The organism is Streptomyces adelaidensis, from assembly GCF_016598475.1.
Classification (GTDB): domain Bacteria; phylum Actinomycetota; class Actinomycetes; order Streptomycetales; family Streptomycetaceae; genus Streptomyces; species Streptomyces adelaidensis.
Genome location: NZ_JAEMUX010000038.1, coordinates 56,286 through 79,553, shown reverse-complemented (window position 1 = coordinate 79,553; position 23,268 = coordinate 56,286). Strand labels below are relative to the sequence as shown.

General features: G+C 71.2%; 20 protein-coding genes. 10 read left to right on the top strand and 10 right to left on the bottom strand.

Annotation, left to right across the window (positions count from 1 at the left end; genetic code table 11):
- Nucleotides 1-27 precede the first annotated feature (27 nt).
- The 3 genes from I8N67_RS22400 to xylB form a co-directional block, all read right to left on the bottom strand.
- On the bottom strand, nucleotides 28-633 hold the full coding sequence (locus tag I8N67_RS22400) for an N-acetylmuramoyl-L-alanine amidase (protein ID WP_200304965.1): 606 nt from the start codon (nucleotides 631-633) through the stop codon (nucleotides 28-30).
- 298 nt (nucleotides 634-931) lie between these two features.
- Nucleotides 932-2,140 (bottom strand): ROK family transcriptional regulator, encoded by a 1,209-nt coding sequence (locus I8N67_RS22395; protein WP_200304958.1) that lies wholly within the window; start codon nucleotides 2,138-2,140, stop codon nucleotides 932-934.
- Nucleotides 2,141-2,267: 127 nt separating this feature from the next.
- Nucleotides 2,268-3,713 (bottom strand): xylulokinase, encoded by a 1,446-nt coding sequence (gene xylB, locus I8N67_RS22390; RefSeq protein ID WP_200304957.1) that lies wholly within the window; start codon nucleotides 3,711-3,713, stop codon nucleotides 2,268-2,270.
- A 145-nt stretch (nucleotides 3,714-3,858) separates the two neighbouring features.
- Between xylB and xylA the strand changes: the two genes are divergently transcribed.
- The gene (gene xylA, locus I8N67_RS22385; protein ID WP_200304956.1) at nucleotides 3,859-5,025 is read left to right on the top strand and encodes a xylose isomerase; all 1,167 of its coding nucleotides are present in this window, start codon (nucleotides 3,859-3,861) and stop codon (nucleotides 5,023-5,025) included.
- 451 nt (nucleotides 5,026-5,476) lie between these two features.
- A complete protein-coding gene (locus I8N67_RS22380; protein ID WP_200304955.1) occupies nucleotides 5,477-5,731 on the top strand; it encodes a hypothetical protein in 255 nt (84 codons plus the stop codon).
- Between the two features lie 167 nt (nucleotides 5,732-5,898).
- Here the strand turns inward: I8N67_RS22380 and I8N67_RS22375 are convergent, their stop codons facing one another.
- Both I8N67_RS22375 and I8N67_RS22370 read right to left on the bottom strand, forming a co-directional pair.
- Nucleotides 5,899-7,176, bottom strand: coding sequence for an SWF or SNF family helicase (locus I8N67_RS22375; protein WP_200304954.1), 1,278 nt, complete (start codon nucleotides 7,174-7,176; stop codon nucleotides 5,899-5,901).
- The gene (locus tag I8N67_RS22370; RefSeq protein WP_200304953.1) at nucleotides 7,176-10,034 is read right to left on the bottom strand and encodes an SCO1167/SCO6262 family helicase; all 2,859 of its coding nucleotides are present in this window, start codon (nucleotides 10,032-10,034) and stop codon (nucleotides 7,176-7,178) included. Before I8N67_RS22370 ends, I8N67_RS22375 begins: the two co-directional genes overlap by 1 nt.
- Nucleotides 10,035-10,278: 244 nt before the next feature.
- On the opposite strand from I8N67_RS22370, the gene I8N67_RS22365 reads away from it, so the two are divergent.
- Nucleotides 10,279-10,467, top strand: a complete 189-nt coding sequence (locus I8N67_RS22365) for a tail-anchor membrane protein (protein ID WP_234046094.1) — start codon at nucleotides 10,279-10,281, stop codon at nucleotides 10,465-10,467.
- 62 nt (nucleotides 10,468-10,529) lie between these two features.
- Here the strand turns inward: I8N67_RS22365 and I8N67_RS22360 are convergent, their stop codons facing one another.
- The 3 genes from I8N67_RS22360 to I8N67_RS22350 all read right to left on the bottom strand — a co-directional run bounded on the left by I8N67_RS22360 (nucleotide 10,530) and on the right by I8N67_RS22350 (nucleotide 12,590).
- Nucleotides 10,530-11,399 (bottom strand): hypothetical protein, encoded by an 870-nt coding sequence (locus I8N67_RS22360; RefSeq protein ID WP_200304951.1) that lies wholly within the window; start codon nucleotides 11,397-11,399, stop codon nucleotides 10,530-10,532.
- A gap of 137 nt (nucleotides 11,400-11,536) precedes the next feature.
- Nucleotides 11,537-11,833, bottom strand: coding sequence for a hypothetical protein (locus I8N67_RS22355; RefSeq protein ID WP_200304950.1), 297 nt, complete (start codon nucleotides 11,831-11,833; stop codon nucleotides 11,537-11,539).
- A gap of 160 nt (nucleotides 11,834-11,993) precedes the next feature.
- Nucleotides 11,994-12,590, bottom strand: a complete 597-nt coding sequence (locus I8N67_RS22350; RefSeq protein ID WP_200304949.1) for a class I SAM-dependent methyltransferase — start codon at nucleotides 12,588-12,590, stop codon at nucleotides 11,994-11,996.
- A 152-nt stretch (nucleotides 12,591-12,742) separates the two neighbouring features.
- Between I8N67_RS22350 and I8N67_RS22345 the strand changes: the two genes are divergently transcribed.
- From I8N67_RS22345 to I8N67_RS22315, 7 genes are all read left to right on the top strand, one after another.
- Nucleotides 12,743-13,519: an MHYT domain-containing protein gene (locus I8N67_RS22345; protein ID WP_200304948.1), complete on the top strand. Its 777-nt coding sequence runs from the start codon at nucleotides 12,743-12,745 to the stop codon at nucleotides 13,517-13,519.
- A 52-nt stretch (nucleotides 13,520-13,571) separates the two neighbouring features.
- Nucleotides 13,572-16,106: a sensor histidine kinase gene (locus I8N67_RS22340; RefSeq protein ID WP_200304947.1), complete on the top strand. Its 2,535-nt coding sequence runs from the start codon at nucleotides 13,572-13,574 to the stop codon at nucleotides 16,104-16,106.
- Complete coding sequence (locus I8N67_RS22335; RefSeq protein WP_200304946.1) at nucleotides 16,103-16,540, top strand: roadblock/LC7 domain-containing protein; 438 nt, start codon at nucleotides 16,103-16,105, stop codon at nucleotides 16,538-16,540. Before I8N67_RS22340 ends, I8N67_RS22335 begins: the two co-directional genes overlap by 4 nt.
- A gap of 20 nt (nucleotides 16,541-16,560) precedes the next feature.
- Nucleotides 16,561-16,977, top strand: a complete 417-nt coding sequence (locus I8N67_RS22330) for a DUF742 domain-containing protein (protein WP_200304964.1) — start codon at nucleotides 16,561-16,563, stop codon at nucleotides 16,975-16,977.
- A 212-nt stretch (nucleotides 16,978-17,189) separates the two neighbouring features.
- Nucleotides 17,190-17,792 carry a GTP-binding protein gene (locus I8N67_RS22325; protein ID WP_200304945.1) on the top strand — a complete coding sequence of 201 codons (603 nt, stop codon included), beginning with the start codon at nucleotides 17,190-17,192 and terminating at the stop codon, nucleotides 17,790-17,792.
- Between the two features lie 301 nt (nucleotides 17,793-18,093).
- The gene (locus I8N67_RS22320) at nucleotides 18,094-18,507 is read left to right on the top strand and encodes a roadblock/LC7 domain-containing protein (RefSeq protein WP_200304944.1); all 414 of its coding nucleotides are present in this window, start codon (nucleotides 18,094-18,096) and stop codon (nucleotides 18,505-18,507) included.
- A gap of 129 nt (nucleotides 18,508-18,636) precedes the next feature.
- Nucleotides 18,637-19,677 carry a DUF6397 family protein gene (locus I8N67_RS22315; RefSeq protein WP_200304943.1) on the top strand — a complete coding sequence of 347 codons (1,041 nt, stop codon included), beginning with the start codon at nucleotides 18,637-18,639 and terminating at the stop codon, nucleotides 19,675-19,677.
- A 28-nt stretch (nucleotides 19,678-19,705) separates the two neighbouring features.
- On the opposite strand, the gene I8N67_RS22310 is transcribed toward I8N67_RS22315, so the two are convergent.
- Together I8N67_RS22310 and I8N67_RS22305 are read right to left on the bottom strand one after the other, a co-directional pair.
- Nucleotides 19,706-20,581 (bottom strand): acyl-CoA thioesterase, encoded by an 876-nt coding sequence (locus I8N67_RS22310; RefSeq protein ID WP_200304942.1) that lies wholly within the window; start codon nucleotides 20,579-20,581, stop codon nucleotides 19,706-19,708.
- 19 nt (nucleotides 20,582-20,600) lie between these two features.
- Nucleotides 20,601-23,114 carry a DEAD/DEAH box helicase gene (locus tag I8N67_RS22305; protein WP_200304941.1) on the bottom strand — a complete coding sequence of 838 codons (2,514 nt, stop codon included), beginning with the start codon at nucleotides 23,112-23,114 and terminating at the stop codon, nucleotides 20,601-20,603.
- Nucleotides 23,115-23,268 lie beyond the last annotated feature (154 nt).

The following is a 23,268-nucleotide window of genomic DNA, read 5'->3' as shown; positions in this document are numbered from 1 at the left end:
ACGCCACCGGGTGCCCGCCGTCCCGCCTCAGCCTGAGACGGCGTTGACCAGTCGTATGTAGCGGGCCCAGTCCCAATGCGGCCCGGGATCGGTGTGGTCGGTGCCCGGTACCTCGTGGTGGCCGATGATGTGGGCGCGGTCCTTCGGTATGCCATGCCTGTCGCAGATCGCCGCGGTCAGTGCCGCCGACTGCGCGTACATGGCACCGGTGAAGTACTCGGGCCGGTCCACCCAGCCCTCGTGCTCGATGCCTATGCTCCGCGCGTTGTAGTCCCAGTTGCCCGCGTGCCAGGCGATGTCACGCTCCCGGACACACTGGGTGACCCGCCCGTCGGCGGACCGGAGCACGTAGTGCGCGGACACCTGCTTCGCCGGGTTCCAGAAGACGGGCAGGGTGTTCTTGTACGTCGTTTGGGTCACGTGGATGATCACCAGGTCGACGGGCCGGCCGGTCGGGCGGTCGGCCGCGGTGTAGTTGGCCGGACTCGCGGGCTCCCACCGGGCGTGCGTGTAGTCGGTGGGCGGTGAGTGGGCGCCGGCCCGGGGGTTCGGGAGCAGCGCGTAGGGGATCGCGGCGAGGGCGGTGCCCTGCAGCAGCCGTCGCCTGCTCGGCAACCGTCTGGCTCGCTCCATGTCGCTCATGGCCGCACAGCTCCGTTCCGCCAAGGGACGAGGTCGACCGTGTCGATCATGTCGACAGGGCCTCGGGTGTCGTATGCGAAGACGCATCCGCAGGTCGAATGGCTGCGCCTCACGTGGATCACGGTACGGCGATTACCGATCGGGCCGTCTGAGCCCGTGGAAATCGGTGGACAGGCAGGCCGTTGTGGATAACTTCGTCACCCACAAGAGGGAGTTCGTCACCCACAAGAGGCGAGTGACGGCGCGATCCTGTGCATCGCCCCATGAACCGGGAGGCGGGATCTCCCGCTCACGCACGCACTCCGGCCGTCGCCGGATCGTCCAGCACCCCCCGCACCACCGAATGCGCCGCACCGAGCAGCGGCCCCTCGGAGCCCAGCCGCGACACAGTCACGGCACACGCCGGCCCGGCTGTCCGTCGCGCCAACTCCCGTTCCAGCGAGGGAAGCAGCCAGGGCGCGAGGGCGGCCAGCGCGCCGCCCAGGACGACGGTCTGCGGGTCCAGCAGATTGACCGCGCCGGTCAGCGCGATGCCGAGCGCGGTACCGGCGCCCCGCAGGGCCCGGTGTACATCCTTGTCACCGGCGGCCGCCCGCTCGGCGAGGAACTCGACACGGGCCTCGCCCGGTTCCAGCCCGGCCGCCCGCAGCACGGCCTCCTCACCGGCGTACTGCTCCAGACAGCCGCGTCCCCCGCACGCACAGTCGGGGCCCTCCGGCCGAACGGGCACATGCCCCAACTCGCCCGCGAAACCGCGCGTGCCGCGCAGCAGCCGGCCGTCCACGACCACGGCGCCACCGATGCCGATCTCCGCCGAGACGTGCAGGAAGTCGGGCGGAGTGCTGTCGCCGAGCCAGAGTTCGGCGAGGCTGCCGAAATTGGCCTCGTTGTCCACGGTCAGCGGGAGATCGCCGGGCAGCAGGGCACCGAGGTCGGTGCCGTGCCAGTCGAGGTTGGGGGCGCGGACCACGGTCCGGGCGTCGCGCGCCACCAGCCCGGGCACGGCGACCGCGAGGCCCGCCGGCCACAGGCCCTCGCCCGCCGCCTCGGCTATGACCTGCCGGACGAGAGCGGTCAGCTCGTCGATGACCGGCTCGGGCGACCGGCCGCGGTTGGTGCCGTGCCGCACGGCCCGCGCCCGTACCTCACCACGCAGATCCACGGCACACACCGCGAGATGGTCGACACCGATCTCCGCCCCGATTCCGGCGGGACCGCGCCCGCTGAGGGCGAGCGCCGAACCGGGTCGCCCGACCCGGCCGGGTCGCTCGGGCCCCAACTCCTCCAGGAGCCCCGAGCGGATCAGCTCATCCACCAGCGTCGACACGGCGGCCCGGGTCAGGCCGATGCGCGAGGCGACGGCGGCCCGGGACAGCGGGCCCTCCGCGTTGACGGTGTGCAGGACGCGGGAGAGGTTGCGGCGGCGCATTCCCTGCTGGTTGTCGGGCAGGCCTCGACCGGGACCGCTCGGGCGGGCCTCGTGCAGTGGTGCGGTCATGCCTCCCTCGGCTCCTGTCGGTGTGCCCTGGTGGGTGTCCTGTAGATCATGCCGGAATCGGATTTTCCCACTTCGGACACCCTCCTGCCTCCTCGGACCTTCCGCCTCCTCGGCACCCGTTGCCTCGTCAGCTGCCGCCCGGCCCGCGTTCCAGCAGCGGAGCCGCGTCGGAAAGCACTCCGGAGATCCTGGCCAGGGTCTCCTCGTCCCGCTCCACGGCCTCCAGCACCGGCCCGTGGGCGGTGCCCCAGCGCCGGGCGACCGCCGCCGGGTCCTCGCCGGTGAGCAGCCCGGCGGCCTGCGCGGCGGCACCCAACGCGACCAGTTCCTTGGCCTCGGGAACCTGCACGGCCCGCCCCGACAGCCGTCGTACGGTCTGCTGCCACGCGGTGCCCCGCGCGCCGCCACCGATGAGCAGCAGCGGCGTGGAGGTGTCCGCGTCCGCGTCGAGCACCAGATCGAGGGCGCCGAGCAGTGAGTGCACGGCACCGTCGTACGCGGCCTGAAGCAGCTGTCCGCCGGTCGTGTCGTGGCGCAGCCCGTGCAACAGGCCCGAGGCATGAGGCAGGGCCGGGGTGCGCTCGCCGTCCAGGTAGGGGAGCAGAGTGACGCCCGCGCCCGGCTCCACGGCCTCCCGGTCCAGGCCCAGCAGCGCGGCGATGCGGTCGACGGCCTGCGTGCAGTTCAGCGTGCAGGCCAGCGGCAGCCAGTCCCCGTGCGCGTCGGCGAAGCCCGCCACCGTGCCGGTCGGATCGACGGGGCGACGCTCGGAGACGGCGTACACCGTGCCCGAGGTGCCGAGGCTCAGCACCGGGGTGCCGGAGCGCAGCCCGAGCCCCAGCGCGGCGGCCGCGTTGTCACCCGTGCCGGCGGCGACCAGGGTGCCCTTGGAGAACGGCAGGCCATGGGCGTCCCGCACGGTTCCGGCGACCTCGCCCGGCCGGACCACGCGGGGCAGCAGCGCCGGGTCCAGGCCCACATGGGCGAGGACCTCCGCGTCGTACGCCTCGGTCGCCGAGGCCCACCACCCCGTCCCGGAGGCGTCGCCGCGATCGGTCGTGCCCTGACCGGTGAGCCGCTCGGTGAGGTAGTCGTGTGGCAGACGTACGGCGGCGGTCGCGCGGACGGCCTCGGGCTCGTTCTCGGCCAGCCACGCCCACTTCGTCACGGTGAAGGACGGGCCCGGCACACTGCCGGCGCGCTCGGCCCAGGCCTTCGCGCCACCCAGTTCCTCCACCAGGCGGCTCGCCTGCGGCGCCGAGCGCACGTCGTTCCACAGCAGGGCCGGGCGGACCGGCTCGCCCTGGGCGTCCAGGGTGACGAGGCCGTGCTGCTGGCTGCCGATCGACACCGCCGCGGCCTCGCGTGCCGCCTCCCCGCACTGGTGCAGCGCCTCGCACAGCGCGTCCCACCACTGCCGGGGATCACTCTCGCGGCCCACCCCTGAGGACACGGTGTGCGACGCCTGCCCGCTCGCCACCACCCGTCCGGTCGACACGTCGACGACCAGGGCCTTGGTGGACTGTGTGGACGAGTCCACACCGACGACGAGTGGACCCTCGGCTGCTGACATCGGGCTCTCCCTCTCACACGGCTCGTGACTGCCGCTGACGCGGCCGGCGTCTCCGTCCGGCGACATCTTGTCTTCCCAGAGACGCGTCCGCATACTAATTTGTAAATCGCCATGACGAAATAGTCGGAGCACAAGGAGCCGCGGCATGAACTACCAGCCCACCCCCGACGACAGGTTCACCTTCGGCCTGTGGACCGTCGGCTGGCAGGGAAGGGACCCGTTCGGCGACGCCACGCGGCGTGCCCTCGACCCCGTTGAGTCCGTGCAGCGTCTGGCGGAACTGGGCGCCTACGGTGTGACCTTCCACGACGACGACCTGATCCCCTTCGGGTCCTCGGACAGTGAGCGCGAGGGGCACATCAAGCGCTTCCGCGCGGCCCTCGACACGACCGGCATGACCGTGCCGATGGCCACCACCAACCTCTTCACGCACCCCGTCTTCAAGGACGGCGCGTTCACCGCCAACGACCGCGACGTACGCCGGTACGCGCTGCGCAAGACGATCCGCAACATCGACCTGGCGGTCGAACTGGGTGCCAAGATCTACGTCGCCTGGGGCGGCCGCGAGGGCGCCGAGTCCGGTGCCGCCAAGGACGTCCGGGACGCGCTCGACCGGATGAAGGAGGCCTTCGACCTCCTCGGCGAGTACGTGATCTCCCAGGGCTACGACCTGAAGTTCGCCATCGAGCCCAAGCCCAACGAGCCGCGCGGCGACATCCTGCTCCCCACGGTCGGCCACGCCCTGGCCTTCATCGAGCGCCTGGAGCGCCCCGAGCTGTACGGCGTCAACCCCGAGGTCGGTCACGAGCAGATGGCCGGGCTGAACTTCCCGCACGGCATCGCCCAGGCCCTGTGGGCGGGCAAGCTCTTCCACATCGACCTCAACGGCCAGTCCGGCATCAAGTACGACCAGGACCTCCGCTTCGGCGCGGGCGACCTGCGCTCGGCGTTCTGGCTGGTCGACCTCCTGGAGAGCGCCGGTTACGCGGGCCCGAAGCACTTCGACTTCAAGCCGCCGCGCACCGAGGACTTCGACGGCGTGTGGGCTTCGGCCGCGGGCTGCATGCGCAACTACCTCATCCTCAAGGAGCGTGCGGCCGCCTTCCGCGCGGACCCGGCGGTCCAGGAGGCCCTGCGCGCCGCGCGTCTGGACCAGTTGGCGCAGCCCACGGCCGCCGACGGCCTCAAGGCCCTGCTCGCCGACCGTACGGCCTTCGAGGACTTCGACGCCGAGGCCGCCGCCGCTCGTGGCATGGCGTTCGAGCAGCTCGACCAGCTGGCGATGGACCACCTGCTGGGTGCGCGCGGCTGATCACGCGCGCGTGGGAGGCCCTTTCCGTCGCGGCGGCAGGGGCCTCCGCCCGTACTGGCCGACTCCTGTTTCTTCGTCTTCCTTCGTCGGCCTGTTCCGCGCGGAAATCTCCGGAATCATGCGATCCATGGCATGAGTCGTATCAACTCCCGCATGGGGCTCGCCTCTTGACCGGATCGCGGCGACTCTGGTCGGTATGGGCATACCGCCGATACCGTCCCAGCCTCCTCGGCCGCCGGATGGCCCACCGCCGTCGAACGGCGGCGGGTTCGGACCGCCGCCGGGCGACCCGACCGGGGTCTACACACCACCGCCCGGAGGCTTCGGACCGCCGTCGCAGGGCAGCAGTGGTTACCAGCCCCCGGGGCAGGGCGGGGGCCGGCAGCCACCCGATCCGCCCGAAGGTCCTCCGCCCGGCGGGCGACGCAACGTCCTGCTCATCGTGCTGGCCATGATCATCGCCGTGGGTGTCGTCACCGCCGTGGTGCTGGTGGAGTCCGGGGGCGATGGAGCGCCGGACGAGAAACCGCCGGGCGGGACGAGCGGCGGCACGAGCCCTACGCCCACCCCGTCCCTCAGCCTCCCGTCCCAGCTGCCCAGCGACCTCCCATCACTGCCTTCGGGGTTCCCCAGCGAGCTGCCGAGCGAGTTTCCCAGCGACTTCGACTCGCTCTTCCCGGCCCCGGTCGGCGCCGGAATGCCCTGAACAAGACATCGGCATCGACAAGGTGACCTGCGGCCTCGCCGCCCACATGGCCGGCGAGCGCAAGCTAGCCGAGCCGTTGGCGTAAGTGGGCCGCACGCGCGCGTGGACCGTTGCACGGCATGACACTCACGCGCGCGTACGGCATCCGGGCCCGCCCAGGGCAAGCCTCAGGCGTCCGCGTCGGTGTCGGCCGATGCCAGCGCCGTGGCCGGATCGTGGGCCGCCGGACCCGCAGGTGCCCAGCGGCCCCGCTCCTTGCGGTAGGGCCACCAGCGGCCGTCCCCGCCGAGGCGCAGCTGGGACGAGCCGCCGATCACGGTCCAGCGGTTGTGCGCGAAACGCAGCGGGGGCCGCTCGTCCGCGTCCCAGGCCGCGTCCAGAGCCGCACGCGCGCGGGCGAGCGATTCCGCCTGTACGTGCCATTCCTCGTCGAGTACGGCGAGCGCGGCCACCCCGCCGTACCGCCAGGCGCGGACCGCGAGTGCCAGCCCTTCCCGGTCGTTCCCGGCCCCCTGGGAGAGCCGCCCCTCGATGCTCGGCCCAGGATCACCGGCGGCCAGCCGCACCGCGTCCTGGCGGAGCGTCAACTCGTCGTCCAATGGCTGTTGCCCATGACCGTGCCGGAGAGCCTCAGCCAGCATCCGGTACGCCTCCCGGGCGGTCTGTGCCATCAGGAACTCCAGCGCGGCCGCGTCCACGCCGGGCGCCGGCGGGGCCTCCGTGCCCAGAGACGGCGCCAGAGCGGGCTCCGCGGGGAGCAGAGGCGGCTCGGGGAGCGGGGGAAGGATGTCCCCGGCCGCGTACGCCTCGGCGGCGTCCAGGCCGCTCTGGAGACCTTCCGGTGCCATCCGCTCATCCGCCGCCGGGGCTGTGCCGCGCATCTGGAGCTCGTCCAGGAGAGTGTGCTCCGCGCGGCCCCGCACCAGCAGCAGGACGAAGGGGTCCTGGTCCAGCAGTCGTGCCACCTGGTAGCAGAGGGCCGCGGTGTGCCCGCAGTGGTCCCAGGCGCCGCAGTCGCACGACGCCTCCAGATCACCCAGCCCGGGCAGCAGTTCGACTCCGGCTGTCGCGGCGTCCTCGACCAGATGGGTCGGCATCTCGCGGTCGAGCAGGGCGGCGATGTGCCCGGCCCGCTCGACCGCCATACCCAGGAAGCGGTCCCAGTGGTCCTCGGACAGCTCCTGGAGCAGGACATCGGCGCGATGGCCGGTGCCGTCGCGATCCTGGACGACGGCCGTGACCCGCCCGGGGCGCACCGACACCGCGCCCACGGCTCCCGCGCGCGCGAGCCTGCGCCCCGCCTTCACCTGCTCCCCGTCCAGCGCCGCGTCCTCCAGCGCCTTCAACCAGGCCCGGCCCCACCACGTCTGCGCGAAACCCCGCCCGTGTACGGGCGCCAGCGCCGCGAACGTACGTTCGTCGTCATTTCCGGTGCGTTCCGTCATCACGCGTCCCCTCGAAGCTCCACGAGATCGGCCAGTTCGGCGTCGGACAGCTCGGTGAGCGCCGTGTCACCGGCACCGAGCACCGCCTCGGCCAACTCCCGCTTACGCAGCAGCATGTCCGCGATGCGGTCCTCGATGGTGCCCTCCGTGATCAGCCGGTGCACCTGCACCGGCCGCGTCTGACCGATGCGGTACGCCCGGTCCGTGGCCTGCGCCTCTACGGCCGGGTTCCACCAGCGGTCGTAGTGCACGACGTGCTCGGCCCGCGTCAGGTTCAGGCCCGTGCCGGCGGCCTTCAAGGACAACAGGAAGACCGGCACTTCGCCGTCCTGGAAGCGATCGACCATCGCCTCGCGCTCGGGGATCGGCGTTCCCCCGTGCAGGAAGCGTGTCGGCACACCGCGTGCGGCCAGATGGCGCTCCAGGAGCCGCGCCATCCGCACGTACTGCGTGAACACCAGAACGCTCGCCCCCTCGGAGAGGATGGTGTCCAGCAGTTCGTCCAGCAGCTCCAACTTCCCCGATCTGCCGGGGATCCGAGGCCGCTCCTCCTTGAGGAACTGCGCCGGGTGGTTGCAGATCTGCTTCAGCCCCGTCAGGAGCTTCATGATCAGTCCACGCCGTTCCATGCCGTCCGCCGCGGCGATCGCCGCCATGGTTTCGCGGACCAACGCCTCGTACAGCCCCACCTGTTCTCTGGTCAGCGACACGGCATGGTCGGTCTCCGTCTTCGGCGGGAGTTCCGGCGCGATGCCCGGGTCCGACTTGCGGCGGCGCAGCAGGAACGGCCGTACGAGACGGGACAGGCGCTCCGCCGCGGCGGGATCCCGGCTGCCCTCGACCGCCTGTGCGTAGCGGGTGCGGAAGGTGCCGAGCCTGCCGAGCAGGCCCGGAGTCGTCCAGTCGAGGATCGCCCACAGCTCGGACAGGTTGTTCTCCACGGGCGTGCCGGTGAGCGCCACGCGCGCGCGTGCCCCGATGGTGCGCAGTTCCCTCGCTGTGGTGGAGTAAGAGTTCTTCACGTGCTGCGCCTCGTCCGCCACGACCATGCCCCAGGGCACATGGGCGAGCTGTGCCGCGTCGAGCCGCATCGTGCCGTACGTGGTGAGGACGAACTCCCCGTCGGCGAGCCCGTCCAGGCTGCGCCGGGAGCCGTGGAAGCGCCGCACCGGCACACCGGGCGCGAACTTCTCGATCTCCCGCTGCCAGTTGCCCATCAGCGAGGCCGGACAGACCACGAGCGTCGGGCCCGAAGAAGACGCATCGGACTGCCGGTGCAGATGCAGGGCGATCAGAGTGATCGTCTTGCCGAGCCCCATGTCGTCGGCCAGACAGCCGCCCAGCCCCAGGGAGGTCATCCGGGCCAGCCAGGCGAGGCCCCGCAACTGGTAGTCCCGCAGTGTCGCGGCGAGTCCGGACGGCTGCCCGACCGGCTCCTGCCCCTCCGGGTCCGCCAGACGCTCCCGCAGCGTCGCCAGCCACCCGGTGGGCAGTACCTCGACCATTCGGCCGTCGACCTCCGTGGAGCCCGTCAGAGCGGCGCTGAGGGCGTCGACGGGCGAGACTTTGCGGTCCTGCTGCGCACGGGCGTGCCGGATCTCCTCCGGGTCGACCAGGACCCACTGGTCGCGCAGCCGCACCATCGGGCGGTTCGCCTCCGCGAGCAGATCCAGTTCCTGTCGGGTGAGCCGCTGGTCGCCCAGCGCGAACCACCAGTCGAAGGCGAGCAGGGCGTCGGCGGACAGGAACGACCGGGTGTCCGAGGCGGCCCTGTCCGGAGCCTGTTCGCCGTCCGGCGGGCCGATGACCGCGCGGGCGGTCAACTCGCGGGCCAGTTCTTTGGGCCAGTGCACATCGATGCCGGCCGCCGCCAGCATCCGGGCGCCCTCTCCGAGCAGCTCGGTGACCTCCTCGTCGGCGAGTGCCACGGCGTCCGGCGCGGCGGCCGAGAGCAGCGGTGCGAGCGGGGCCCAGGCGCGGGCCGCGCGGCGCAGCGCCAGCAGGGCGTCCATCCGCGCGCGCGGGCCGAGATCCGCGGCGCCGGCCCACACGGCGGAGGCGTCCGCGACCAGCGCCGGGTCGCTCACACTGTGCACCTGCGGGACGGCACGGAACGACAATGCCACCCCGTCCGCCTCGTCGGCCCCGGCCGACGCCAGCGCCGGGACCTCCACCCGCAGTGAGACCTGGACCCCCGCATCGTGCCCGGCGGCGACCTCGGCGGCCCAGGCGCGCTGCTCGGGCACGTACTGCGGCTCTCGTACGGCGAAGACCGGGCCGCCTGCCGCGACGCTCGCGGCGGGGGAGCGGGGCAGCGAGTCCATGACCGCGTCGAGGAAGCCACGCAGCAGCCGCTCCGGTTCGGGCAGGCGTGGCGGTACGGCGCCGTCCACCGGCGTCGCGTGCGCCTCGGGTGGCATCGCGGCGGCCAGCTCGCGGACCCGGTCCAGATCCTCGGCCCGGAGCGGGCCCGCCCGCCAGGCGTCATGGCCGCTCGCCGTCACACCGGGCAGCAGCAGTCCCCGCGCGGCGAGTTGGAGCGCCAGCACCGCGGCCGCACCCCAGAACGCCGTCGACCGGTGCGCGTCCGTCGCGCCACGCGCGCGCGTGAGCACCGGCAGCGCGGCGCGCACCGGGAGCGACACGGCGGGCACGATCACCTGCTCGACGCCCTCGTCGCCGGGCAGGATCACCGTCAGCTCCTCGGCCGAGCCGTGCGCGACCAGCGGCGGCGCCGAGCCGTCCGACTGCCAGAAAGCGATGCGGCCGCTACGGGCCGGGTCCCCGACCAGGAAGACGGTGCGGCAGCGGGCCGACTCCAAGATCTCGGCGGGGGTTGCCACGAGGTTCGTCGGCACAGAGATACTGCACTCCTCAAATTTGACTACTCAGCTAGGATCGCTGAGGTTACATCACCTCAAACCTTGAGTACGCGTCGAAGATGGTGACGTAGGACACTTTTCCCGGTGAGTGGTCGGGGCATCTCAGGGTTGTACGGGGGTTCGACTCAGGGATGCGTCAGGGTCGGGGTCCGGAACTGCGGGGAGCTCGAGCCCGTTTTCAGGACAGAGAGCGGCAGTGGCCGCGAAGGAGGCGACGGAGATGTCGAAGAGTACGAAGATCGTCGCGGGGGGTGCGGCCATCGGGATTGTCCTGCTGATCCTGCTGCCCTTCCCCTTCTGGGCCAATCTCCTGATAGTCCTGGGGATCCCCACCGCCGCGTACCTCGCGCTGGACCCCTCGCAGCGGCGCAGGCTGCGCCGGGCCGGCCGTAAGGAGATCGGCCGCTGACGTGCCACCGGCCCGCGGAAGCGGGCCGGTGAGACACATGGACATCGGCGATACGAATGGGCTCAGTTGGGGCGTACCGCGATCTTGTCGAGGGACTCCAGCAGGCCGGGCAGTTCCGGGCCCCGCCCCACCGGCAGCACTTCGCCGGGCTCATCGTCGAGCAGGACGAAGGCGATGTCGTCGGTCCTGGCCACCATCGACCAGCCGGGGCCGTCGGCGCGAAGGGTCCGGGCGTCACCCGGGGCGAACGAGGAGCGGACGCGCCCGAGCGGTGGCGGCGACTCCACGTACGCGCGCGCCTCGGCGAGAACCCGCCGGATACCTGTGCGCGGGGCGGCTTCGTCCTTCCCGGCGGCGGCGGAGGGGGTGCTTGCTGCCTCCGCCGTGTCAACGGTCGCCGTCTCGCTCGTGCCGTCCCGTCCGGCGAACGCGTCGTCGGCGAGCTGCTCCCGCCACATCGACCACTGCAGAGCGATCTCGTCGGCGCCCAGACGCCGCTGGGCGGGACCCCAGGTGCCGGTGTCCGGCGGGCTCAGCGGCGGCCGGTCCGAGACCTCCGGGTCGGGGTCGTGCGGCGCGGGCACATCCGGCGCCGCGACGGCCACCGCGAGCGGCCAGCCGGGCAGTGCCGCCACGACCGAGTTCTCGTCGGGCGACAGGTCGTACTCCATACCGCAGTCCCACGACGCGATGGCCACGGCGACCAGGGACACGTCGTCGACCACCACCGTCCACCGAGCGCCGTCGCCGTCCTGGCCCAGCACGATCCCGTACCCGTCGGCGAGTGGGGCGAGGCCGAGGGCCGCGCAGGCCTCCGGATAGTCGTCGCCCAGCACGCTGGGGAAGTTCGCGGGCGTGAGCAGCACCGCCGTTAGCACATACAGTGCGTCGTCGTCCCCGGCGGTGACGGCGTCGTCGTCCGTCCCGGCCATGACGGCCTCCCATCGCTCTCGCTCGTCCGTCGGCGCACCCTAATGCGCCCGGCGGGCGCTTGTCACGAGAGTGAACCCCATCCGGAGCTGCGAGTATCCGATGGGCAGGGGGGGATCGACCGACGGCCCTCACTCGTTCAGGCGGCGGGCAGCCCCAGAAGTGATCGTGCCACCGTCTGCGGCGACTCGTCGCGCTCCCGTGCGAGCGCGATGACCGCCCGGCACGCCAGCTCGCTCACGCCGAACGACAGCGCCTCCGGCGACACCCAGGTCACGGCCTCGTCGATCTGGTCCTGATCGTCCTCGGCGCACGCCGAGATGTAGGCGGCGGCCGCCTCGAACAGGTTGTGTGTGCGCTTCGCCTCCCGCGTGGTCGTCTCCGCGCGCATCGAGTTCAGGAATCTACCGAAGGACTTGCTGAGCCTGTCGAACATATGGACTACCTTTCCCCCGCCTCGGCACCTCAGATCGTTCGCGTGTTCCTACTCAACGTAGAGACGGAGCTGCGGCCGCAGAAGAGGGCCGGCGTGATGAAGCGCCGCGAACGGTATGTTCCGGACTCTGCGGCGGTTTCCGGAGCGGGTTCGGGCTCGGTCAAGCGCGCACGGCTAGCGCGAGGAAGCGGGCGTCCTCGTCGACGTACAAGGTCATGCGCCAGCCCGAACAGGCAAGCAGCGGACCGAGATTCGCCTCGGCGCGCAGGTCGTCCGGGGTGATCTGCCGCCCTTGGCGGGCGGCGAGCGCGGCTCGGCCGATCGGATGGAAGAGCGCCAGTGTCCCGCCCTGGCGCACCACCCGAGCCAGCTCCCGCAGGTTCTCCGCGGGGTTCGGAAGGTGCGCGATGAGACCCGCGGCGAACACCGCGTCCAGCGACTCCGTACGCAACGGCAGACGGGACACGTCGGCGACCAGCAACTGCCCGTCGCGCTCCCGTCCGGCCCGTGCGGCGGCCTCCAGCATGGCGGGTGTCAGATCGGCCCCGAGCACCACTCCGGAGGGCCCCACCACGGTGCGCAACGGCGGCAGAGCCCGTCCGGTGCCGCACCCGGCGTCGAGTACGCGGTCACCCTCGCGCAGGCCGAGTTCGGCGACCGCGGCGGCGAACGCGGGCCCGTCGTCGGGGAACCGGGCGTCCCAGTCGGCGGCCCGCGGTGTGAAGAACTCCTGGACGTGTGTGTGGTCGTCGCTCATGCTCCGCATGATCTCTCACCGGCGCGAGGGCGGAAGTGACGTGCACGTTCGAGCCGGAGGCGATCGTTCCAGTGCATATATGCGACACATTGCAGCACCTTTCGAAATGCGCCCCCTTTGTGCTCCCGTGCCCCCAGTAGCGTCCCGGAGCCATGGGACACCTGGACCACGCCACCTTCGGCTGGCTGACCCCCGTGCTGTCGTACGCGATGGCCTGCATCGGCGCCGCCCTCGGTCTGCGCTGCACGGTCCGCGCGCTCGGCGCCGCCGGCAGATCCCGCCGCAACTGGCTCCTCACCGCGGCGTCGGCGATCGGCACCGGCATCTGGACCATGCACTTCGTGGCGATGCTCGGCTTCGGCGTCAGCGGCACCGAGATCCGCTACAACGTGCCACTGACGATCCTTAGCCTCCTCGTCGCCATGATCGTGGTCTGCGCCGGGGTCTTCGCCGTCGGCTACGGCCGGGACCGCGCCCGGGCGCTCTTCCTGGGCGGGCTCACCACCGGCCTGGGCGTCGCGAGCATGCACTACCTGGGGATGGCGGCCGTGCGGCTGCACGGCGACGTTACCTACGACCTGGCGCTCGTCGCGCTCTCCGTCGCGATCGCCGTGGCCGCGGCGACCGCGGCCCTCTGGGCGGCGCTCAACATCGAGTCGCCCATCGCGGTCACCGTCGCCTCCCTGGTCATGGGCGGAGCGGTGAGCAGCATGCACTACACCGCGATGTGGGCGGTGCGCGTGGAGGTCACTCCGTCCGCCGACGTCCTGCCCGGGGCCACGGCGATGCAGTTCATCTTCCCCCTCGCCGTCGGCCTCGGGTCCTACCTGTTCCTCACCTCGGCGTTCGTCGCCCTGTCGCCGACGGCCGGGGAGCGCGAGGCAACGGCGTCGGCCCAGCGACCCGTCGAGAACGCCGCCGCCCACTAGCCGCGCGGGGCGGCCTTCGAGGCCGCCCCGCACCACCGCGATCGAGGAGGCCATGCGTACACCCCGCAGGACCCCGACTGGCGGCACCGAGGTGCCGCCCCAGCCCGCGATACGTGGTCGCCGCGCCCACGCGGGACCTCCGGCCGACGAGCGCCTCGACCTCGACGAGACCGAGGCCCCGACAACCGGACCGCCCGCGCGCGCCGGCCGATGGCACATACGCCCCCGCACCGTCCGGGCCAAGATCGTCTGCCTGCTGATGGTGCCCGTCGTGTCCCTGCTCACCCTGTGGGCGTACGCCACCGTCACCACCGCCCAGGACGTGGCCCGCTTCCGGCAGTCGCAGCGCGTGGAGGCCTCCGTACGCGCCCCGGTCGCCGACGCCGTCGCCGCACTCCAAGCCGAGCGCGTGGCCGCCGTGCGGTACGCGACCAGGCCCTCCACGGAGCGGGAGAGCACGCTGCGGAGTCTGTCGCGGCGCACGGACGGGGCCGTTGCCGCGCTGCGCGTGGGGGACCGGCACACCATCGCCGACGGCAGCGGCCTGCCCGCCGTGGTGGCCGAACGCCTCGCCGGCTTCGTCACCGGCGCCGAACAACTGCGGGCCCTGCGGGCCGCGGTGCTCGACCGCCGCACCGGATGGGCAAAGACGTACGAGCGGTACACCACGACCATCTCCACGGCCTTCGGCGTGGGCGGCGCGCTGACCGGCATCCAGGACGTCGGCCCCGGCTCCGACGCGCGCGTGCTGCTGGAGTTCTCCCGCGCGGCCGAGGCCCTGGCCCAGGAGAACGCGCTCCTGGCCGGCGCCCGTCTCGCCGGCACCCTGGATCATGAGCGGCTGCGCCTGTTCACCGGCGCCGTCGACACCCGCCGCACCCTGACCGAAGCCGCCGTCGCGGACCTGCGCGGAACCGAACGCGCCGCCTGGCGGGAGCTTGCCGGAGAAAGCGCTTACGCCGATCTGCGCGCCATCGAGGACGAGGTGCTCGCGAGCAACTCCGGAGGCCAGGCCCTCCACGCCGCTCCCGAGCCCGCCTGGCAGTCCGCGCACGCGCGCGTGCAGGACGACATGCGCGCCATCGAGGCCGACGCCGGACGCGAAGGCTCCGACCGGGCCGACCCGTTCACCCGCGCCCTGCTCACCCCCGCCGGAGCCGCGGTGTTCTTCGGTCTCGTCGCCGTCGCCGCCTCTCTCGTCATCTCCGTACGCATCGGCCGTGGCCTGGTCGTCGAGCTGGTGAGCCTGCGCAACGGCGCCCTGGAGATCGCCCGCCGCAAACTGCCCCACGCCATGCGCAGACTGCGTGCCGGTGAGGAGATCGACGTCAACACCGAGGCCCCGCCCGGACCGGTCGCGGAGGACGAGACCGGCCAGGTCGCGGAGGCGCTCGCAACCGTGCACCGGGCGGCCCTCCGCGCGGCCGTCGAGCGCGCCGAACTGGCCAGCGGCATCTCCGGGGTGTTCGTCAACCTCGCCCGCCGCAGCCAGGTCCTCGTGCACCGCCAACTGACCCTGCTCGACAGCATGGAACGACGGTCCGACGACCCCGACGAACTCAGCGACCTCTTCCGGCTCGACCACCTCACCACCCGGATGCGCCGCCACGCCGAGAGCCTGATCATCCTCTCCGGAGCCGCCCCCGGGCGAGCCTGGCGCATGCCTGTCCCATTGACGAACGTGGTCCGCGCGGCCGTCTCCGAAATCGAGGACTACGCGCGCGTGGAGGTACGACAACTCCCCGAGGCACAGATCGTCGGCGCAGCCGTCGCCGACCTCACCCACCTCCTGGCCGAACTGGTCGAGAACGCGGCCCAGTTCTCGCCGCCCCACACACGCGTGCGGATCACCGGCGAACCGGTCGGCAACGGCTACGCGGTGGAGGTCGAGGACCGGGGGCTCGGCATGGGCAAGGAGACCCTCGCCGAGGCCAACCGCCGGATCGAGCAGTCCGAAGCCCTCGACCTCTTCGACAGCGACCGACTCGGCCTGTTCGTGGTGAGCCGACTCGCCGCCCGCCAAAACATCAAGGTCCATCTGCGGACCTCGCCCTACGGCGGCACCACGGCGGTGGTCCTCCTTCCCACCGCGCTGCTGCAGGGCGGTGTGCCGGAACGTTCCCCCGTGGCGGCCGCCGAGGCTCGGCCGCGACCCGAGGAACGGGAGTACGCGCGCGTGCCCGCCACCCCACAACAGGAACGCGTCGAACAGTCCGCCGACCGGCGAGCGCTGATGGCTCCCGTCGCCTCCGCGAGCGAAACCAGGGCCGGCGGACCGACCGAAACCCCGCCCGGCGTCACCACCCTGCGGCCGCACCGCCCCCCACCGGAACCCGAACGCACCGACGAACTCCCGCGCCGCGTACGCCAGGCGAACCTCGCACCCCAGCTCCGAGACCGGTCGGCCGGGCAACCAGCCGCGGCGGTGACCCCGCGGACAGCCGACGAACGCACACCCGAACTCGTACGCGACCGCATGGCGGCCTACCGCGACGGTTGGGCGCGAGGCGGCGGCAGGACACCTGGCCGAGACGCCGACCACGGCCCCACGACGGGCGGCGACAGCAGTGAAGGAGACCCCGCATGATCCAGAACCCGGGCACCAGGGCCACCGAGCGGACCGGCGAACTCGACTGGCTCCTGGACGACTTGGTACTGCGCGTGCACGCGGTACGGCACGCCGTGGTGCTGTCCAACGACGGGCTCGCGGTCGGCGCCTCCGGCGACCTCAAACGTGAGGACGCCGAGCACCTCGCCGCCGTCGCCTCCGGCTTCCACAGCCTGGCCAAGGGCACGGGCCGCCATTTCGGCGTCGGCGGCGTACGCCAGACGATGGTGGAGATGGACGACGGCTTCCTGTTCGTGGCGGCCGCAGGGGACGGTTCCTGCCTCGCCGTCCTCACCGCCGTCACCGCCGACATCGGGTTGGTGGGGTACGAGATGGCGCGGTTGGTGAAGCGCGTCGGCGAGCATCTCCACGCGGCGCCCCGCGCCGGCGCACGCCCGCCAGCGGCCGGATGAGCCGGGAACGGGCCCTGCTCATGGCCGAGGACAGCACAGGTGGTCGGCACGAACCGCCGGGCAGCCAGTGGTACGACAACGAGGCCGGGCCGCTCGTCCGTCCCTACGCGATGACGGGCGGCCGTACCAAGCCCGGCCCGAGCGGGGTCCGCTTCGACCTGATCGCCCTGGTGTCGCTCGGCACCGGCGCACCCGGCGCCGATGACGACACCTCGCTCGGCCCGGAACATCGGGCGCTCATCGAACTGTGCCGTGACGAAACCCAGTCGGTCGCCGAACTCGCCGCCGGCGCGGACCTGCCCGTCGGTGTGGTGCGGGTGCTCCTCGGCGACCTCCTGGAACTGGCCCGCGTCACCGTCAGCCGCCCCGTGCCGCCCGCGAGACTGCCGGACGAGCGGATCCTGCGAGAGGTGATCGAAGGACTGAGGGCGTTGTGATCGAAGGACCGAAGGGAGTCGTGGATGAACAAGCACCCGGGCCCGTCCCGTGACGACTTGTGCATCCAACCTGGCACCGAACGGGCACCACACGGTCGGTGCCAGGAAATATCGGTCCAACGCCACACGGACGAGTGGCGGTTGCCATGATGCTGACTCCGCGCAGCTGTACTGACGTGCACCGTGACCGGCACTCCCGAGAGAAGTGATCGATGGTCTCCGAACCCTCCGATGAAGACGGCGACACGGGCGCCCTGGCATTGAAGATCCTGGTCGCCGGTGGATTCGGCGTGGGCAAGACCACCCTGGTCGGTGCGGTCAGCGAGATCAGGCCGCTGCGCACCGAGGAACTCCTGAGCGAGGTGGGCCAGTCGGTGGACGACACCGACGGGGTGGACCACAAGGTCACCACCACCGTCGCCATGGACTTCGGCCGCATCACCATCAGGTCCGGGCTCTCGCTCTATCTGTTCGGCACACCCGGGCAGGACCGGTTCTGGTTCCTCTGGGACGAGTTGGCGCAGGGGGCGTTGGGTGCCGTCGTGCTCGCCGACACGCGGCGACTCCAGGACTGCTTCCCGGCCGTGGACTACTTCGAGCACCGGCACATCCCGTTCGTGGTCGCCGTGAACTGCTTCGCGGGAGCCCGCGCGTACGGCGCCCACGACGTCTCCCGCGCCCTCGACCTGGACCAGGGCACTCCCGTGGTCCTATGCGACGCCCGGGACCGCGACTCCGGGAAGGAAGTGCTGATACGGCTCGTCGAATACGCCGGACGGATGTACACCGCCCGGTTGCTCGACTCCGTGAGCTGAACCGGCGGCGACACGCTCGCCCCTGGCCGGATTCCGGCCCTTGACACGGTCATATCCGGCGTTGAAGAGCCCGTCGTCGCCGACCGGCCGGAACTGGCAGACGTGAGCTGAGTGCACCTGTCAGCGAGGACGGTCGTCGATGCGCCGGCGCGCGATTCTGGCCGGACGAGGGCCCGCCATACCTTGTCGGTCATCTTCCTTGCCATGTCCCGATCCTGCTTGCTCCCATGCCGACAGTGGGGAAGGCTGAATCGTCGGATCCTCCTTGACAGGGGGAACGACGAAACGGGGAGTACGAACAATGGTGCAGAACGCGGGACTCGGTTGGCTCCTGGACGACCTGACCGAGCGCGTCGAACCCATACGGCACGCACTGGTGCTGTCCAACGACGGACTGGTCACGGCGGCGAGCACCGGCCTGCGGCGCGAGGATTCCGAGCACCTCGCCGCGGTCTCGTCCGGGCTGCACAGCCTGGCCAAGGGCTCGGGCCGCCATTTCGGCGCCGGTGACGTACGGCAGACGATGATCGAGTTCGACGACGCGGTGCTCTTCGTCATCGCGGCCGGCCCGGGCAGCTGTCTGTGTGTCCTCAGCGCCGCGGAGGCGGACATCGGTCAGATCGCCTACGAGATGACCCGGCTGGTGAACCGCGTCGGAGAACACCTCCGCGTCGATGTCCGACAGCCTGAGCGCTCCGCCGTCATGGACCGCTGACCTGCCCTTTCGCTGTCGCGGGCAGAGTTATCCACAGGCCCGCCACGACTTTCGGCAAACGGGCTACGGTTTTTCCCGAGGCGAGCGCGAGACCAGCGCGAGCACAGCACCGCACGGGGGAGAAGCACCATGTCCGGCGACACCATCACGCAATCCGCCACGCAGGCCACGCCCACCGAGTCCAGCACGCCCGCCGCGCCGACCGTCGTCCCGGCACCGGCCGGGGCGACCGGCCGCAGCCTCGCGCCGAGCCGCGCCGCACGCGAACTGGGCCTGAAGCGAGCCGAGCTGGACCTCGCCGTACAACTGGGATGTGTACGAACGATCGTCGATGACGGAGGCGGAGGCGGAGGCCGGCGGATCACACAGGCGGAGATCGACCGGCTCCGCGCCGAGGAGGGCTTCCCGGAAGTACTGCGGAAGCGCGTCGAGGCCGTGGGCTCCATGGCGGCCGCCGAGATCCTGGGCGTGCCGGCCACCCGCTTCATGCGTCTCGCACGGCTTGGGATGGCCACGCCGGTCAAGTTCTACCTGAACCGCTACCGCGCCGTGGTCTGGCTTTACCTGGCGGAAGAACTACGGCAGTTCGCAACCGACCAGAAGAACGCCAAGTGGCTGAAGGGCCGGATCCCCGAGGAGCTCAGGAACCAGCTCGACGCGGGGCTGGACCTGCGTCCACGGAACTGGCGAGGACGCCATCTCGGACTCCTGCTGCGGCAGGCCGACGACCCCTGGACGCGCGCCGCCGCCCCGGCCTCCCTCCTCGATCCGCTCCAGGTCGCGGAGATCGTCCAGGACCCCTACGAACGGGCCTACTTGAACCGCCACCGGCCCCCACGGACCGACCACGGCTCACCCGACTCGCCCGCCGCCCGGATCACCGAACGGATCGTGACAGCGGACGACCCGGACGAGATCGACTGGTTGCGGACGGACCTCCAGGAGTCCCTCGCCAAGGCACGCGCACACCGGCTCGCGCCGAGGCCCCGTCGACAGTTGCCGGTGGCGGCCGCTACCACCAGCCACGAGACACCCCTGGTAGTGGCAGCCCGGTCGGCGCCGCAACTGCCCGAGGGAGTACGGCGTTCCGAGAAACAGCGGCCGACGACGACCACGGGCCCCGAGGGGCGACGAGGCCTGTTCAGCTGGCTCCGGCGCAGACACCACTGATCCACCGATCGGCGCCGAGTGACCCCGGTCAGCTGCCGAGCTTGCGGAACAGGCCCTCCTGGACGACCGACACCAGCAGACGGCCCTCCAGGTCGTAGATGCGGCCTCGGGCCAGACCGCGTCCGCCCACCGCGATCGGGGACTCCTGGTCGTACAGGAACCACTGGTCGGCGCGGAACGGCCGGTGGAACCACATGGCGTGGTCCAGCGACGCCATGTCGAAACCGCGCGGTCCCCAGAGGGGCTCGACCGGGATGCGGACGGCGTCCAGGAGGGTCATGTCGCTGGCGTACGTCAGCGCGCAGGTGTGCACCAGCGGGTCGTCGCCCAGGGGACCGACGGCCCGCATCCACACCGCGCTGCGCGGCTCGGCGTTCTCGACCTCATCGGGGGTCCAGCGCAGCCGGTCCACGTACCGGATGTCGAAGGGCTGACGTCGGGCCATGCGCTCCAACTGCTCGGGGAGCGTGCCCAGATGCTCGGTGATCTCCTGCGTCACGGTCGGCAGCGACTCGGGGTCCGGCACCTTCCTGGACGGCGGCAGCTGGTGCTCGAAGCTCCCCTTTTCAGGCTTGTGAAAGGAGGCGGTCAGATTGAAGATCGTGCGGCCCTGCTGCACGGCGGTGACCCGGCGCGTGGTGAACGACCGCCCGTCGCGGACCCGCTCGACCTGGTACACGATCGGCACTCCCGGACGGCCGGGACGCAGGAAGTACGCGTGCAGCGAATGCACCGGCCGGTCACCCTCCGTGGTGCGCCCGGCCGCGACCAGGGCCTGGCCGGCGACCTGGCCGCCGAAGACCCTTTGCAGGGACTCCTGCGGGCTGCGACCGCGGAAGATGTTGACCTCGATCTGCTCCAGGTCGAGCAGGTCGACGAGCCGCTCGGCGGGGTTGGTCGTCATGTACTGGCCTCTCCGGTGTTCACAGCTGGCCGACGTCGGTGACCTTGACCACGGCGCGTCCCTCGGTGTCGGAAGCCGCGAGGTCGATCTCCGCGCTGATGCCCCAGTCATGATCGCCGTTCGGGTCGGCGAAGGTCTGGCGGACGCGCCACAGCCCGTTCTGCGGCTCCTCCTCGATCATCAGCAGCCTGGGGCCGCGGGCATCGGGACCGGTACCGAGGTCCTCGTACTCGTCCCAGTACTTGTCCATGGCCTCACCCCACCGATCGGCGTCCCAGCCGGTCTCGGCGTCCATCTCGCCCAGCTCGTTCACATGATCGAGGGCGGCGAGCTCGACGCGGCGGAACATGGCGTTGCGGACGAGGACGCGGAAGGCACGCGCGTTGGAGGTGACCGGCTTGACCTGGTCGGCCCGCTCCTGAGCCTCCTCTGCCGTCATCACCTCGGGGTTGGCCAACTGTTCCCACTCGTCGAGGAGGCTGGAGTCGACCTGCCGCACCATCTCGCCGAGCCAGGCGATCAGATCCTCCAGATCGTCCGACTTCAGGTCGTCGGGGACGGTGTGATCGAGGGCCTTGAAGGCGCCGGCGAGGTAGCGCAGCACAATGCCCTCGGTGCGGGCCAGCTCGTAGTAGGACACCAACTCCGTGAACGACATGGCCCGTTCGTACATGTCCCGGATCACGGACTTCGGCGACAGCGGATGGTCGCCGACCCACGGATGGCTCTTGCGGTAGGTGTTGTACGCGTGGGAGAGCAGCTCCTCCAGCGGCTTGGGGTAGCCGACGTCCTGGAGCCGCTCCATGCGCTCCTCGTACTCGATGCCGTCCGCCTTCATCGCGGCCACGGCCTCACCGCGCGCCTTGTTCTGCTGGGCGGCGAGGATCTGCCGCGGGTCGTCCAGCGTCGACTCGACGACGGACACCATGTCCAGGGCGTAGGACGGCGACTCCGGGTCGAGCAGTTCGAACGAGGCCAGCGCGAAGGTGGACAGCGGCTGGTTGAGCGCGAAGTCCTGCTGGAGGTCCACCGTCAGACGGACGATGCGGCCCTCGGCGTCCGGCTGGTCGAGCTTTTCGACGATGCCGCCGTCGAGGAGCGACCGGTAGATGGCGATCGCGCGGCGGATGTGCCGCAACTGCTGCTTGCGCGGCTCGTGGTTGTCCTCCAGCAGATGCCGCATCGCCTGGAAGGCATTGCCGGGCCGTGCGATCACCGACAGCAGCATCGTGTGGGTGACCCGGAAACGGGAGGTGAGCGGCTCCGGGTCGGAGGCGATGAGCTTCTCGAAGGTGTTGTCGGTCCAGCCGACGAATCCCTCCGGCGCCTTCTTGCGGACCACCTTGCGGCGCTTCTTCGGATCGTCGCCCGCCTTGGCGAGCGACTTCTCGTTCTCGATGACATGCTCGGGCGCCTGCGCCACCACGAAGCCCGCCGTGTCGAAGCCTGCCCGCCCGGCGCGGCCCGCGATCTGGTGGAACTCGCGGGCCCGCAGCGTCCGCACCCGGGTGCCGTCGTACTTCGTGAGAGCGGTGAACAACACCGTGCGAATGGGGACGTTGACGCCGACGCCGAGCGTGTCCGTGCCGCAGATGACCTTCAGCAGACCGGCCTGGGCCAGCTTCTCCACCAGACGCCGGTACTTGGGCAGCATGCCGGCGTGATGCACACCGATGCCGTGTCGCACGTAACGCGAGAGGTTGCGGCCGAACTTGGTGGTGAAGCGGAAGCTGCCGATCAGCTCGGCGATCTGGTCCTTCTCCTCCCGCGTACACATGTTGATGCTCATCAGCGCCTGCGCGCGCTCCACGGCCTGCGCCTGAGTGAAGTGCACGATGTAGACAGGAGCCTGCTTGGTGGCGAGCAGCTCCGTGAGCGTCTCCGTCAGCGGCGTCAGCACGTATTCGTAGGAGAGCGGCACCGGGCGGGTCGCCGAGCGGACCACGGAGGTGGGGCGGCCGGTGCGCCGCGTGAGGTCCTTCTCGAACATCGAGACGTCGCCGAGGGTCGCCGACATCAGGATGAACTGGGCCTGCGGCAGCTCCAGGATCGGAATCTGCCAGGCCCAGCCGCGGTCCGCCTCCGCGTAGAAGTGGAACTCGTCCATGACGACCTGGCCGACGTCGGCGTGCTTGCCGTCGCGCAGCGCGATGGACGCGAGCACCTCGGCGGTGCAGCAGATGATGGGGGCGTCGGAGTTCACGGACGCGTCGCCGGTGAGCATGCCGACGTTCTCGGTGCCGAAGATCTTGCACAGCTCGAAGAACTTCTCCGAGACCAGTGCCTTGATCGGGGCCGTGTAGAAGGTGACCTCGTCCCGGGCGAGGGCCGCGAAGTGCGCGCCCGCCGCGATCATGCTCTTGCCGGAGCCGGTGGGCGTCGAGACGATCACGTTCGCGCCGGAGACCACCTCGATAAGCGCCTCCTCCTGGTGCGGATAGAGGGTGAGACCGCGTTCCTGGGCCCACGACTCGAAGGCTTCGTAGAGGGCGTCGGGGTCGGCGGTCCGCGGCAGCTGATCGATGAGGGTCACGCCCCCATCTTGCCTGCCCGTGTGCCTGAGGGGGGAATCGGATGCCGGACCGAAGATCGCGAACGCTACGCTGTGGCGCCGACGGAGCGTCAGCGCACCTGGACAACTGGACAGCGGCACAAGGCGACTGGACAGCGGCACGGACGGAATGGGA